The organism is Nitrospirota bacterium (assembly GCA_016214855.1).
In the GTDB taxonomy this organism is placed as follows: domain Bacteria; phylum Nitrospirota; class Thermodesulfovibrionia; order Thermodesulfovibrionales; family UBA6898; genus UBA6898.
On record JACRMT010000004.1, the window covers coordinates 639569 to 652391 of the forward strand.

General features: G+C 51.3%; 15 protein-coding genes. 9 read left to right on the forward strand and 6 right to left on the reverse strand.

The genetic code is table 11. The features are described 5' to 3' along the window. Positions 1-48: 48 nt before the first annotated feature. The gene (locus HZB62_05200) at positions 49-1398 is read right to left on the reverse strand and encodes a sigma-54-dependent Fis family transcriptional regulator (protein ID MBI5074549.1); all 1350 of its coding nucleotides are present in this window, start codon (positions 1396-1398) and stop codon (positions 49-51) included. 191 nt (positions 1399-1589) lie between these two features. Between HZB62_05200 and surE the strand changes: the two genes are divergently transcribed. Genes surE through HZB62_05230 form a run of 6 tightly spaced genes read left to right on the forward strand, consistent with a single transcriptional unit; the run spans position 1590 to position 5667 of the window. Further along, positions 1590-2369, forward strand: coding sequence for a 5'/3'-nucleotidase SurE (gene surE, locus HZB62_05205; protein ID MBI5074550.1), 780 nt, complete (start codon positions 1590-1592; stop codon positions 2367-2369). Continuing rightward, positions 2356-3735: an NAD(P)/FAD-dependent oxidoreductase gene (locus HZB62_05210; protein ID MBI5074551.1), complete on the forward strand. Its 1380-nt coding sequence runs from the start codon at positions 2356-2358 to the stop codon at positions 3733-3735. The genes surE and HZB62_05210 overlap by 14 nt, the downstream gene beginning before the upstream one ends. A gap of 26 nt (positions 3736-3761) precedes the next feature. Beyond that, on the forward strand, positions 3762-4418 hold the full coding sequence (locus tag HZB62_05215; protein ID MBI5074552.1) for a protein-L-isoaspartate(D-aspartate) O-methyltransferase: 657 nt from the start codon (positions 3762-3764) through the stop codon (positions 4416-4418). Positions 4419-4425: 7 nt separating this feature from the next. Beyond that, positions 4426-4761, forward strand: a complete 336-nt coding sequence (locus HZB62_05220) for a hypothetical protein (protein MBI5074553.1) — start codon at positions 4426-4428, stop codon at positions 4759-4761. A gap of 25 nt (positions 4762-4786) precedes the next feature. Next, entirely contained in the window at positions 4787-5038 is a 252-nt protein-coding gene (locus HZB62_05225; protein ID MBI5074554.1) for an AbrB/MazE/SpoVT family DNA-binding domain-containing protein, read from the forward strand. Further along, the gene (locus HZB62_05230) at positions 5035-5667 is read left to right on the forward strand and encodes a hypothetical protein (protein ID MBI5074555.1); all 633 of its coding nucleotides are present in this window, start codon (positions 5035-5037) and stop codon (positions 5665-5667) included. Before HZB62_05225 ends, HZB62_05230 begins: the two co-directional genes overlap by 4 nt. Positions 5668-5710: 43 nt before the next feature. Here the strand turns inward: HZB62_05230 and HZB62_05235 are convergent, their stop codons facing one another. Both HZB62_05235 and HZB62_05240 read right to left on the reverse strand, forming a co-directional pair. Then, positions 5711-5944 carry a YgiT-type zinc finger protein gene (locus tag HZB62_05235; protein MBI5074556.1) on the reverse strand — a complete coding sequence of 78 codons (234 nt, stop codon included), beginning with the start codon at positions 5942-5944 and terminating at the stop codon, positions 5711-5713. Then, on the reverse strand, positions 5941-6264 hold the full coding sequence (locus tag HZB62_05240; GenBank protein MBI5074557.1) for a DUF4258 domain-containing protein: 324 nt from the start codon (positions 6262-6264) through the stop codon (positions 5941-5943). The genes HZB62_05235 and HZB62_05240 overlap by 4 nt, the downstream gene beginning before the upstream one ends. A 71-nt stretch (positions 6265-6335) precedes the next feature. On the opposite strand from HZB62_05240, the gene HZB62_05245 reads away from it, so the two are divergent. Next, on the forward strand, positions 6336-6605 hold the full coding sequence (locus HZB62_05245) for a hypothetical protein (protein ID MBI5074558.1): 270 nt from the start codon (positions 6336-6338) through the stop codon (positions 6603-6605). A gap of 115 nt (positions 6606-6720) precedes the next feature. Further along, positions 6721-6978 (forward strand): hypothetical protein, encoded by a 258-nt coding sequence (locus HZB62_05250; protein MBI5074559.1) that lies wholly within the window; start codon positions 6721-6723, stop codon positions 6976-6978. 265 nt (positions 6979-7243) lie between these two features. On the opposite strand, the gene HZB62_05255 is transcribed toward HZB62_05250, so the two are convergent. The 3 genes from HZB62_05255 to HZB62_05265 all read right to left on the reverse strand — a co-directional run bounded on the left by HZB62_05255 (position 7244) and on the right by HZB62_05265 (position 11274). Continuing rightward, positions 7244-9172 carry a DUF3488 domain-containing protein gene (locus HZB62_05255; GenBank protein MBI5074560.1) on the reverse strand — a complete coding sequence of 643 codons (1929 nt, stop codon included), beginning with the start codon at positions 9170-9172 and terminating at the stop codon, positions 7244-7246. Beyond that, a complete protein-coding gene (locus HZB62_05260; protein MBI5074561.1) occupies positions 9156-10157 on the reverse strand; it encodes a DUF58 domain-containing protein in 1002 nt (333 codons plus the stop codon). The genes HZB62_05255 and HZB62_05260 overlap by 17 nt, the downstream gene beginning before the upstream one ends. Positions 10158-10350: 193 nt before the next feature. Then, positions 10351-11274 carry a MoxR family ATPase gene (locus HZB62_05265; protein ID MBI5074562.1) on the reverse strand — a complete coding sequence of 308 codons (924 nt, stop codon included), beginning with the start codon at positions 11272-11274 and terminating at the stop codon, positions 10351-10353. Positions 11275-11320: 46 nt separating this feature from the next. Here HZB62_05265 and argH point away from each other — a divergent pair, with 46 nt between their 5' ends. Further along, positions 11321-12700, forward strand: coding sequence for an argininosuccinate lyase (argH, locus tag HZB62_05270; protein ID MBI5074563.1), 1380 nt, complete (start codon positions 11321-11323; stop codon positions 12698-12700). The last annotated feature ends 123 nt before the right edge of the window (positions 12701-12823 follow it).

Here is a 12823-nt window from a genome sequence, read left to right on the forward strand (position 1 = left end):
ATAGTGAAGATGTGCCAATCTGGGACATGTGTCCCTTTTTGGTGCAGATTATTTGCGGCGGTAGAAATGCTTCCTGTCGACCTTCAGCATATCCGCTGCGCGGCTCTTGTTGTTTCCGCATCTGGACAACATCTCATCCGATATCTGGGCTACCGCAGCCTCAAGAGAGAAATCATCCTTATCCAGACAGACGTCTATGCGCACCTTTTCATCCTCAGGAACGCAGACGTTATGTTCTTCAGCGCGTCCCACTATATTTAGATGATCGGGCCGTATCAGTTCGCCGTCGATCAGTATGGCAGCCCGCTCTATGCAGTTCTTGAGCTCTCTCACGTTGCCGGGCCATGGGTATTTGAGCAGGATCTTCATGGCTGACTCTGATATGCCAGGAATATGCTTGCCGAGCTCATTTTTGTACTGCTTGATAAAATGACCGGCCAGATCAGCAATGTCCTCTGGGCGCTCCCTGAGAGGCGGCAGCATGATCGGGTACGAATTTATCCGGTGATAGAGGTCCTCGCGGAACCTGCCCTCCCTGACCAGTTTTTTCAGGTCCCGGTGGGTTGAAGTGATTATCCGCAGATCAGCGGGGATAGTGCGGTTTGAGCCGATCTTATTATACGTACGCTCCTGGATCACCCTGAGCAGTTTCGCCTGAAGATCAATCGGCATATCACCGATCTCATCGAGAAGCAGGGTGCCCTTCTGCGCAAGGTCGAACTTGCCGTCCCGGTCCCTGTCAGCACCGGTAAAGGCACCCTTTACATGCCCAAACAACTCGGACTCAAGCAGGTTGGAGGGAATACCAGCACAATTTACCGCAACGAACCGGCTTTCCATCCTGCCCGAGGCAAAATGTATCGCGCGTGCCAGCACCTCCTTGCCTGTCCCGCTCTCTCCATAAACAGCGACGTTCGTGCCAGGGCTTGCTGCCACCTTCTCGGCAAGTTTGAGCGCACTGAGCATCAGGGGCGAGCGGGTGATGATATTCTGAAAATTATGGAGATTGCCGAAATAGTCTTTAAGCTCCCTGTAACCTCTGTGCAGACGTGAACGTTCAAGGGAGCGCATGATCGATGCCTTCAGCGTCTCCGGATCATAGGCCTTCTGTATATAGTCATCCGCACCCTGCTTTATGGCGGAAACCGCCATGTCGATACTCCCATACCCGGTCATTATGATAAAAGGCAGGTCTTTATCCCGGTCCTTTATCTCCTTCAGGAGTTCGAGGCCGTCCATGCCTGCCATCTCCTGATCGGACAGAACAAGATCTACACTGCGGCTGCCCAAGAGCTCAAGGGCCTCTGCGCCAGACCTTGCCAGCAGGGGCTGATAACCCCAGTCCTCAAGGTATACCTCAATGGCCTGCAGTACGTTGTCGCAGTCATCGACAACCATGATCGTGGCTTTATCCCGAGCCAGATTATCCGCCGCCTTAAAGGTCACTGCAGCCTTCCCGGCATCTTCTTGTTCATCAGTATTCCCCCGTTGTTTCTCGTTGCAGAACGGCTGAACTATAATACGTTATTGCCTTTCGCTTTTACCAAGCCATTCTGTCTGTGCTTTTGCCATTGTGATAGAATAGTCTCATGCCAATCATATTAGTAACAAATGACGACGGCGTGCATGCACCCGGGATCATCGCACTCAGCAATGCCATGACTGTCTTGGGTGAGACCTATATCGTCGCCCCGGACAGGGAGCGGTCTGCTGCAGGACATTCCCTCACTCTTGACAGGCCGATCAAGGCAGAGGAGATCCGGGAGCGCGTATTCAGCGTAAACGGAACGCCTACTGACTGCGTCACGATCGGGATCAACAAACTGCTGCCCCGGAAACCCGATCTCGTGGTCTCGGGCATCAACAAGGGCGCAAACCTGGGAGACGATATCACCTATTCGGGCACGGTCTCTGCAGCGATCGAGGGCACGATCTTCGGTATCCCGTCGATCGCCTTCTCTCTCATATCCGATACACATTATCATTACGAAACATCCGCCTTTCTTGCGGCTAAGATAGCAGCCTATGTACTCGAACATTCCCTGCCCTTTGACACCCTGCTGAATGTCAATGTTCCGAATATCCGGAGGCAGGATATCAAGGGGATCAAGATCACGCGTCAGGGCAAGCGCATTTACGAGAACTCCATCCAGGAGACGTTCAACCCCTGGGGAGAGAAATATTACTGGATCGGCGGGGGAAGGACCTTCTGGGAACATGGAGACGAGGCAGATATGGAGGCAGTGCAGCAGAACTACGTATCGATCACGCCGATCCATCTTGACCTCACCAATCACAGCGCGCTCACATTTCTGAGAGACCGCTGGAATGTAGCAGACATGCTGGATGGTATGGATGAAACAGTATGATGTGATCATCATAGGTTCAGGACCTGCAGGCATATTCGCAGCCCTCGAATTCCTGAAATCAGAAAAAACAATAAAGGTCCTGATCATCGAAAAGGGCCGTGACATAACCGAAAGAAAATGCCCTTCCAAAGAGCGAAAGATATCCTGCACAACCTGCCCTGAATGTGATCTTCTGAGCGGCTGGGGCGGAGCAGGCGCCTTCAGTGACGGCAAACTCAGCCTTTCTCCCGAGGTCGGCGGCTTCCTTTCCCGTTACATGGATAAAGACAATGTCCAGTCCATGATCGATTACGTTGACCGCATCTATATCCAGTATGGCGCCCCTGATGAGATCTTCGGAGACCATCCTGAAGAGATCCAGACCTTAGAACGACTTGCATCAAAGAACAACCTTGAGCTCATACCATCGAAGATACGCCATATCGGCACAGACCGCTGCCTTACGGTGCTGAAGAAGATGAAGGATGCGGTCAGCAGCACTATCGATATCATCTTTAAAACAGAGGCAGAGCAGGTGCTGGTCGAAGATGGCACCTATAAAGGCGTAACGCTCAGGGACGGAAAGACCTTTTATTCCGATTTTCTGGTGCTTGCCCCGGGCCGCGAGGGGTCGAAGTGGCTCGAAGAAGAGGCGCGCAGGCTCAAGCTCACCCAGCTCAAGAACCCTGTCGATGTCGGTGTCAGGGTAGAGCTTCCTGCATCCATACTGGAACCGCTCACAAAGGCCACGTATGAGCCGAAGCTCGTCTTTTACTCAAAGAAATTCGACGACAGGGTCAGGACCTTCTGCGTAAATCCGTATGGTGAGGTGGTAAGGGAATATCTCAAAGGCATCTGGACCGTGAACGGCCATAGCTACACAGACAGAAGGACGAACAACACGAACTTTGCACTTCTGGTCAGCACCTATTTCACCGAGCCCTTTGACGAGCCCATATCCTATGGCAGATACATTGCCCAGCTTGCGAACTTCATCGGCAAGGGTGTCATTGTGCAGAGGCTCGGAGATCTGCAGGCAGGACGGCGCTCCACGCACGAGCGCATCGCAAAAGGTATTGTGAGGCCCTCGCTCACGGATGCGACTCCCGGGGACCTGAGCTTTGCCCTTCCTTACCGCTATCTGTCTGACATACTGGAGATGCTTGAGGCACTGGACAAGATAGCTCCGGGCGTCAACTCCCGCCATACCCTGCTGTACGGCGTTGAGGTAAAGTTCTATTCCATGCAGCTGAAACTCACGAATAACCTTGAGACCGAGATACCGAACATCTTTGCTGCAGGAGATGGGCCTGGAGTGAGCCGCGGCCTGATCCAGGCGTCTGCCTCAGGCGTTGTTGCTGCTCGGGAAATATTGAGAAGGTGTTAGGTTTTGGAGATTGAGATATAGCAGACATGGACTATCAGCGATTAAGAGACCTGATGATCGAAAATCAGCTTATCCCGCGCGGGATCAAAGACCCCCGTGTGTTGGAAGCGATGAGACAGGTGCCGAGGCATATCTTCGCAGGAGGGCATAACCTCGCCGCAGCATATGACGACATGGCACTGCCGATTGGAGAAGGACAGACCATCTCCCAGCCGTACATGGTCGCCGTCATGACAGAACTCCTTGCGCTCAAGGGAACCGAGAAAGTGCTTGAGATTGGAACAGGATCAGGATATCAGGGGGCAATGCTTGCAGAACTCGCAAAAGAGGTCTATACGATCGAGCGCATAGGAGCTCTCGCTGACAGGGCAGCAACAGAATACCGCACATTAGGCTATGACAACATCCATGTAAGGACAGGCGACGGAACACTCGGCTGGCCAGAAGCAGCTCCATTCGACAGGATCATCATCACTGCAGCCTCACCGCAGATCCCGGACCCTTTTCTGGAGCAGCTTGGCATGAACGGCATTCTGGTTATTCCAGTCGGAAGCAGATATTCACAGCAGCTCCTGAAGATCACGAAAACCCCGCATGGACTTAAAGAGGAATACCACACACCCTGCGTCTTTGTCCCTCTCATCGGCAAATATGGTTGGGAAAAAGAATCTAGTGAAAATTGAGGTAATCATGAACAACTCTTTGCAGAAAACATTCGTTGCAGCCTGTCTGATTATTTTTCTGTTAGTCGGCTGCAGCAGCCTGATGGCAACGCCGATAAAAAAGATCATCGATAATCCGCGCGATTACAGCGGGAAACCGGTAACCGTATCAGGAGAAGTGACCGAACTCTTCAGTCTCTTTGTGATCAAGTATTTTGTCGTAAAAGACAGCACAGGCGAGATCATCGTTGTCACACACAAGCCGCTGCCAAAGAAAGGCTCAAAGATCACTGCCAAGGGCACGGTCCAGGAGGCCTTTTCCATTGGCGACCAGCAGTTGATCGTTATTATGGAGAAGGAGTGACTTTTCGCTCACAACCATGGTCACTATGAAAAAAACACTCGTCGTAAGCAGTCGGGGTCAGATAACACTGCCTGCAGCCATCCGTAAAAGAGCGGGCATCATGCAGGGCGGCACCGTCATCATCGAAGACAGAGGAAACGAACTCGTTCTGAAGCCTGCCGCGGTCTTCGAGATAGAGATATACACCGACAAACAGATCCAGGACTGGAACAAAGCTGACCGGCTTACACCAACCGAAAAGACATCTCTGATTAACAAGGCAAAGCTCAAGCGGTGAAGAGGCTCTTCCTCGATGCCAACAACCCTTATTGGAAGTCAGTTCCCGGATTGGCATTATTAGGCAGTGCGCTTGCTGCCATCTGCTTCTGCATTTATGCGCTGATCCAATCCGGTGAATTTCTTTTTCCCGACAATGTGAACCTGCCTTTCCATGAGTTCGGTCATATCTTCTTTTCGATCTTCGGCGAGACGGTCGGCCTCTGGGGCGGCACACTCATGCAGCTCATCATTCCCTTCAGCATCCTTGCCTATTTCTTCATCAAGCGGGAAACTGCAGGCGTCTTTTTCTCTGCCTTCTGGTTTGGCGAGAACCTGCTCAATATTGGCGTGTATATCAATGACGCACGCGCCCTTGAGCTCCCCCTTGTCGGCGGCGGTGAGCATGACTGGAACATTATCCTGGGATCAATGAAATTGCTCAGATACGACCACTACGTTGCGGCGATTGTTAAGTCCCTCGGCTGGTTCATCATGTTAGGCTCGATCGTCTGGTTTCTTGTCAGGGGCATGAGGGCAAGGGAAGAAAAAGGAAAAGATTCCTTTGACCGGGTGGTAGGTGTTGCCAAGTCTTCTATCCGGGACGGCTCATCAAAGCACGACCGCTATCTTAACAGGAAGGACAAGTGAAGGTGTTTGTCGATACCGGCACTGTCATAGCCCTTCATCCTCTCTAAGCAGCAAGGCTTACGACGGGGACGTTGAGATGTTTCTCGGTTTTAATCTGCTCGCTCTTCAGCACTTCGGATATTTTTTCAGAAACAGCGCCTGACATATACTTTTCTCCGCACTGTACACACTCCCCGACGGGCACATCTTCAAAAAAAACAGGAGTCTTGTCTTTTTTGTAAAAAACAACCGAAATCTGCTTTTCGTTAATCTCGCCGCCGCACTCAAAACATTTCATTTTGCAAACCTCCTTTTTTCAGGCGTTTCCCATTCTATAGGGTCCGGCTCATATATTGTGATAATCCATAGGACATCCTCAGAAAATCCGCAAACTGCGTGGAGATCTCTTCCCTGGGATGTCTTTCCCCAAACAAGACAGCTGTGACCACGCTTGTCGTGAGGGTAATCCTCGATCACCTTGCATGTCAATAATGCTTCCTTGACTTCATGCGGCAATATCCCTCTTTCGTTAATCCTCTGCAAGGCATGGACTCTGGATTGATACTGTCCGCTTGCCAGATTTGATCTAATGAGCTGTTCTATTGCCGAATAATCCATTCTTAAATCATAATACCATAAACCCTTATATAGCAGCAGAGGATGCGGGGGGGTGAGGGAAAGCAAGGACCGTGAAGAAGCTGAAGCGTATCAGGCTCGAAAAGGCGCTCAACGAGAGTTTTGGTGCATGGAAGAACAAAGAGCATCCCCGAGATCAGGAAGGGGACAAATGCCTTTGTCCGGAGCCTCAGGAAAAGCAGCCGCCTTTCACGCGTAAAATGAAGACCCTTCTGCCAGACTTTCTAAGGGGGGAAGGCGAATTATCGTCTCTCTGGCGTCTTTCCTACGGAAGCTGCGTAGAGAATCCAGTGCTCTTCGAGAATCTCAATAAGCAAGTCTGACCCCATAGCGCTTCTCTTGCGCGAGCCCCTAAGATCGCCTCATCGTCAGGCATAAAGCTCCGTTGCGGAACCGTCTATTTTTGTGATAATCTTTAACAAGTGCAGGAGGTTAAAAATGAAAACAGGCCATAAGATAACACTGGATATTCCAAATGAACTTTTCAGAGAAATCGCTGACTTCAAAAAGCGTTCGCATATAAAAGACGACAAGGCTGCTGCTTTTGAGCTCATCAAATATGCCTTGTCACTGCCGCCATATTTTGCGTCTTTTGACTGGCAGAAGGCAGAGGAAGAGGCTGATGCCGATATAGCGGCTGGAAGGGTGAAATCTTTTTCCTCTGTTGACGATCTGCTCGCTGATCTCAAGGCATGAGGCTTGATTACGCCGATTCTTTTAAACAGGACTTTCAACAACTGCCTGCTCATATCCAGAAGGTTTTTAAAAATAAGTTAAGGCTTTTCCTGCAGAACATAAAACACCCTTCTCTCAGGGTCAAAAAATGCAGGGATACGAGAACCGCTGGGAGGCCAGCATCAATATGTTCTATCGTTTTACCTTTGAAATCCATACAGACCATTACCTTTTCAGGAGAATCGGACCTCATGATGATGTCCTGAAGCGTCCATAATTTCCCTCTTCAAATATCTTCAGCTCTTTTTCCTGTTCCGAGCTTTTTCAAAAGGGCTTTGTACCTCTGCCTGACATGATCGGTCATCTCGCGACTGCCAAAGCGGTGGGACTCGTACAGATTCAGAAATTCCTCAGCCTCGATACCAAACCCGCCTTTCCGCGAGACCCTAAGCAAATCGCCTGCGGTCATCGCATCGGTCACTTTAAGACCCTTCTTCCTCAGTAGGGCGCGAAACTCAAGATAGGTCCTGGTGACAAAGCTGTATCTCCTGAATCTGAGCTTCTTCATTACTGCATAGAGAAGAAGGCTGACAAAGCCAAGTGCAAGGGACCAGAATAAAACCGTTCTAAAACTTGAGAAGCGAAGCTTAGGCAGGCCTTTCAGCGTAAAGGGAGAGGCAAGTGTCCTCACGATCTCCTTCTGATCCTCAGAGCTGAAACCCACAACATACCGGGTCCACTGGAGCCTCAGTGAATCAAGAAAATGCGACAATGCAGGAGGCTTCTGCGCAGCGACCGCAGGCGTCGGGTCAAAGCGTTTCCATTCATTGCCGATGAGCGCCTCGACCCAGGCATGCGCGTCGCTCTGCCTCACAATAAGATAGTTGCCATATTCATTCCGCTCGCCTCCGTAGAATCCGTTCACAACCCGGCTGGGAATACCGAGACCCCTGAGCATGATGACCATGGAGGATGCGTAATGTTCGCAGAACCCCGTCTTGGTCCTGAAAAGAAAGTTCTCAAGAACGCTCATGCCAACAGGAGGAGGCACAGTTGCAAGTGAATAGGCAAAGTTCCTTTTCAGATATGCTTCAATCGCAAAAGCCCTCTGCAGATCTGATGAACTGCCGCCAGTCACGCTCTTTGCAAGACCGATAATATTTTCGACGCCGCGCGGCACTTGTAGGTACCGCTTTTCCGATCTGCCCGTCAGGATACCCGCCATGTCGCTGCGCACCGTATATTTGATACGGCGCGACAGTTTGCCCGGCATGGTTATACCCGATGCATCGTCGACCAGAAGAGAGAATGTGTCCACATTCACTGCAGTCATTTTCGCAAGGCCAAAGATAACGTCAGAATCGATCGGCTCAAGATAAATCCGCTGCTCAACAACCCGTGTCCGGTCATAGGGAGCGATAACAAATTCATCGCCCGTCTTCAGCAGTCTGCTTTTTTCTCTTGCCGTATTTCTCCAGGATACGCCGTCAAACGAATCCATGGCAATACCTCGCCAGTAGTGCGGAGAACTGACCTCCTGATCCATCTCTATCCTCATAACCACGGTCTGGTCGAGCTTGATATCGCCAAAAGAACCAAAATCAACCTTATCAGAAAATCCGACGGTCTTTATCCCGCGAATATGGCTTTTTCCGATAAAGCGCTGCGGCGTCCGGGGAAGAGCCATGAAGAAGATCGCTGTGCAGAGCACCGTGAGCATGACGATAGCCGTGACCGGCCGTCGTATGCGCACCCTGCCGAGCGTGCCTTCTTTCAGAAAATGGGAAAGAACCATGGCCGTTACCAGCAGGACCATAAAGATCACAAAGATAACGCCAAAGGTGAGCGCACGGGTCAGTTCCGATGCAATGATCAATTGAAGCAGGGACATAAAATAGACCTGCAGATGGTCCCATGGCTCCTTGAGATCAAAGCTCTTGATGCCCTGGAAGGTTATGGTCATATGTGCAACAGCAAGAAATACATCACCCGTTATGACCGATGCATCAGCGATGAAAACGAACAGGGCGGCCTGGGCCAGAATGGCTGCCACCCGCTTCGATGCCTGGGGCCGATCCCTGAAAAATCGATAATAGCCGCCGAATATTGAGAGACCGCCCGTGCATACGAGCAGGTTCATCTCACCGGTGATCAGCAGGCTGATGCAGCCGGTGAGCGCCAGGACAGCGGTTATGCTCTTATAGAGTATCGGCATGGATCACCAAATCTGCTGAAGCAGCAACTGCCCTCAGGCCTGACTGTGCTGATTTCAGGATCGCAATTGAGAAACCGTCTTGCCCGATGCCGGAGAGGTCTGCGTCCTCTTCCTCCTGGTTGATCACTGCAAGGATATCGAGGATCGAGCGGAGATGTTCCTCTCCGCTTCCGAAAGGCATGCTCTTTCCGGCTGCGATAAACCGCACAGGATATCCCGCTTCGACATACTGTTTTGCCAGGGAGGCTGCGATCGAGACCGCAGTTTCGAAATGCATATCATCATGCGGTAGGAGATTATCGAGCAGGATCGTTATTTTTTGAGATGCATATTCGGCATACTCCCGAATGAGAAACCCCTCCAGCTTTGCTGATGCCTTCCAGTGGATCCTCCGCCAGTCATCGCCATGCTGATACGCACGAAGGGAATGGACCTCGTCCCCTCTGCCCCTGACAGCCACCACACCCTCTTCCTGTCGCCCCGCAGTAACCTCTTGCATTTCCCTGACATCACGCAACTTCGGATATACAAGGACCTGGCCTGAGACGTTAACTGACATGCTCTTGCGGAACAGGATAAAGGGAAAGCCGCTTTGGACAAGAAAATCCCTGTGCCCATACAGTCCCCTCTTCCTGAAAACCAATACCATCTTCTCCCTGAAAACGCCGTGCCCGGAGATCTGTGCACAGTATACCGGTGCAACTGCATCCTCAGCAGTGATGATCACCGAGTACACAGGGACCTTCTTGTTATTATGCATGCGCAGTTCAATACGCACCTGCTCCTCCGCAAACACCGGCCCTTCGATCGATACTTCGAGAACGAGCTTCGCAAGGTTCAGCCTGAGGATCAGATAGGAGAGTGCAATAAACGAGAGCATGAGCGAGAGGATAAGATAGATAAGATTATTACCGGTATTGATCGCAGCGACGGCGATCAGAACTGCAGCAAGCAGGAAGCGTTTGCCCTCGCGCGTGAGTTTCATGGAAAAATTCTCAATCCGATGATAGTCAGTTGTTTATTAACCGTTTCGCAACAGGCTTTACCCTGTATAAATCTCCCCTCGCCCCTCTTTGCCAAAGAGGGGTTACTAATTCCTCCCTTTAGCAAAGGGAGGGTCGGAGGGATTTTATAAATAAATGAAGCTTCGTTTTACCCTCTATCAAAACATTCTTCCCTCAGACCGGCACGGGAATGCTCTCGACCATATCCCTCACCACATCCTCTGCGTCAAAGATACCTCTTCGGGTCTTCAGGATCAGCCTGTGGCCGAGAACAGAGGGTGCCAGGCGCTTTATATCATCAGGCACGATAAAGTCCCTGCCGGTGTAATATGCATGAGCCTTTGCTGCCCTGAGCAGGAACTGGGCGCCGCGCGTGCTTGAACCGAGCCTGATCCTGTCATCACTTCTTGTAGCAATAATGATCTTCATCAGATAGTCCATGACCGTATCCTCAACCGCAACCGCATCCGCGGCTTCCTGCATCTTCAGGATATCCGCCTTTGTTACAACAGGGGCAAGCTTTTCGATCAGGGCAAAGCCGGACAACCCGGCAACAGCACGCTTCTCGTGTTCAGGGTCCGGGTACCCAAGCCTGATCTGCATCATGAAACGGTCGAGCTGACTTTCAGGCAGAGGAAAGGTCCCGTGGTATTCGACAGGGTTCTGTGTTGCGATCACCATGAAGGGATCGGGAAGCACAAGCGTGCGGCGGTCCATGGTGATCTTCCGCTCGTTCATTGCCTCAAGCAGTGCTGACTGGGTCCTCGGACTTGTCCTGTTAATCTCGTCAGCAAGCACGATATTCGCAAACACAGGGCCTGGCTTGAACTCGAACTCCCTGCTCTCAGGGTTGAAGATGCTCACGCCGATAATATCAGAGGGCATCATATCGCTGGTGAACTGGATCCTTTGAAACGCGCAGTCGGTGGCCTTTGCAAGGGCATAGGCAAGGGTCGTCTTGCCGACTCCAGGGACATCCTCTATCAGCAGGTTGCCACGGCCAAGCAGCGTGACGATCGCCATTGCCACGGCCTCCGACTTCCCGCGGATGACCGATTCCACCGCAGTTTGAAGTTGCTTTATAAAGGTATTTTGCATAATAATTATTCTATTCTAAATCGGCATCACTTTGCATAGGTATTTAATCCGAATGAAGAAACTCTGGGCAGGCAGGTTCACGCAGCAGACATCGGGAACGGTAGAGTCCTTTACCGAGTCGATCTCCTTTGATAAAAAGCTCTGGAAGCATGACATCACCGGCAGTATTGCCCATGCCAGGATGCTGGCCCGGCAGCGCATCATAACAAAAAAAGAGGCAGATGCCATCGTGGCAGGGCTTGAACAGATCGCAGCAAAGATCGGGAAAGGCTCATTCCCATTCTCCTCTCAACTTGAAGATATCCATATGAATATCGAATCAGCCCTGACAGAAAAGGTCGGGGACGCGGGCAAGCGGCTCCATACCGCACGCTCCAGGAACGATCAGGTGGCTGTTGACCTGCGGCTCTATCTGAAAGATGAAATACAGAAGATCATCCTGTTGCTGCGGCGACTGCAAAAGACATTTGTCACATTGGCAGAGAAGCATCAGAATACGGTCATGCCGGGATATACCCATCTCCAGAGGGCACAGCCGGTCCTCCTCGGCCATCATCTGCTGGCTTATGTTGAGATGTTCCAGAGGGACAGGGACCGTTTTCAGGACTGTCTGAAACGCGCTGACGTCTGCCCGCTCGGGGCCTGCGCTCTGTCAGGCACGTCACTGCCCACGGACAGGGCGTACACGGCGAAATTGCTGGGCTTCAGGGAAGTTTCGGGCAACAGTATCGACAGCGTCTCTGACAGGGACTTTGCACTCGAATTCCTTTCCTGCGCTGCGATCGCCATGATGCACCTTTCCCGGCTTGCCGAAGAATTGATCCTCTGGTCAACAGAGGAGTTCCGCTTCATCGAAATATCCGACCGGTTCACAACCGGTTCGAGCATCATGCCGCAGAAGAAGAACCCTGATGTTGCAGAATTGATGCGCGGCAAGACCGGCCGTGTCTATGGCAATCTTATAACGCTTTTGACCCTGATGAAAGGCCTTCCCCTTGCATACAACCGGGACATGCAGGAAGACAAGCTGCCTGTCTTCGACTCGGTCGAGACGCTTCATGCCTGCCTCGCGGTGCTTGACGAGATGATGAAAGAAGTGAAGTTCAACACCGCGCGACTTGCAGAGACAGCCGGAGAGGGATATTCCACAGCCACGGACATCGCAGAGTATCTGGTCAGAAAAGGCGTTCCGTTCAGGGAGGCGCATGAGATCACCGGCAGGATCGTGCTCTCCTGCATCACGAAGAATAAGAAGCTGACCGACCTTTCGCTGAAAGAGCTCTCAGCTTTCTCTCCGAAGATATCCGGGGATATCATCCCTGTTCTCGACCCTGCTGTATCGATCAGGTCTCGGACATCGTTCGGCGGCACATCACCGTCAGAAGTGAAGAGACAGATCAGACATTATAAAAAAATACTGAAATGAAGCCATTGACTGAAAAATCCCTCCTATCCTCCCTTTGCCAAAGGGAGGTATCATGCCCCTCTTTATCAAAGAGGGGTGAGGGGAGATTTTTGAAGTGTGTCAGCTTACCTAAAAGAAAAGATC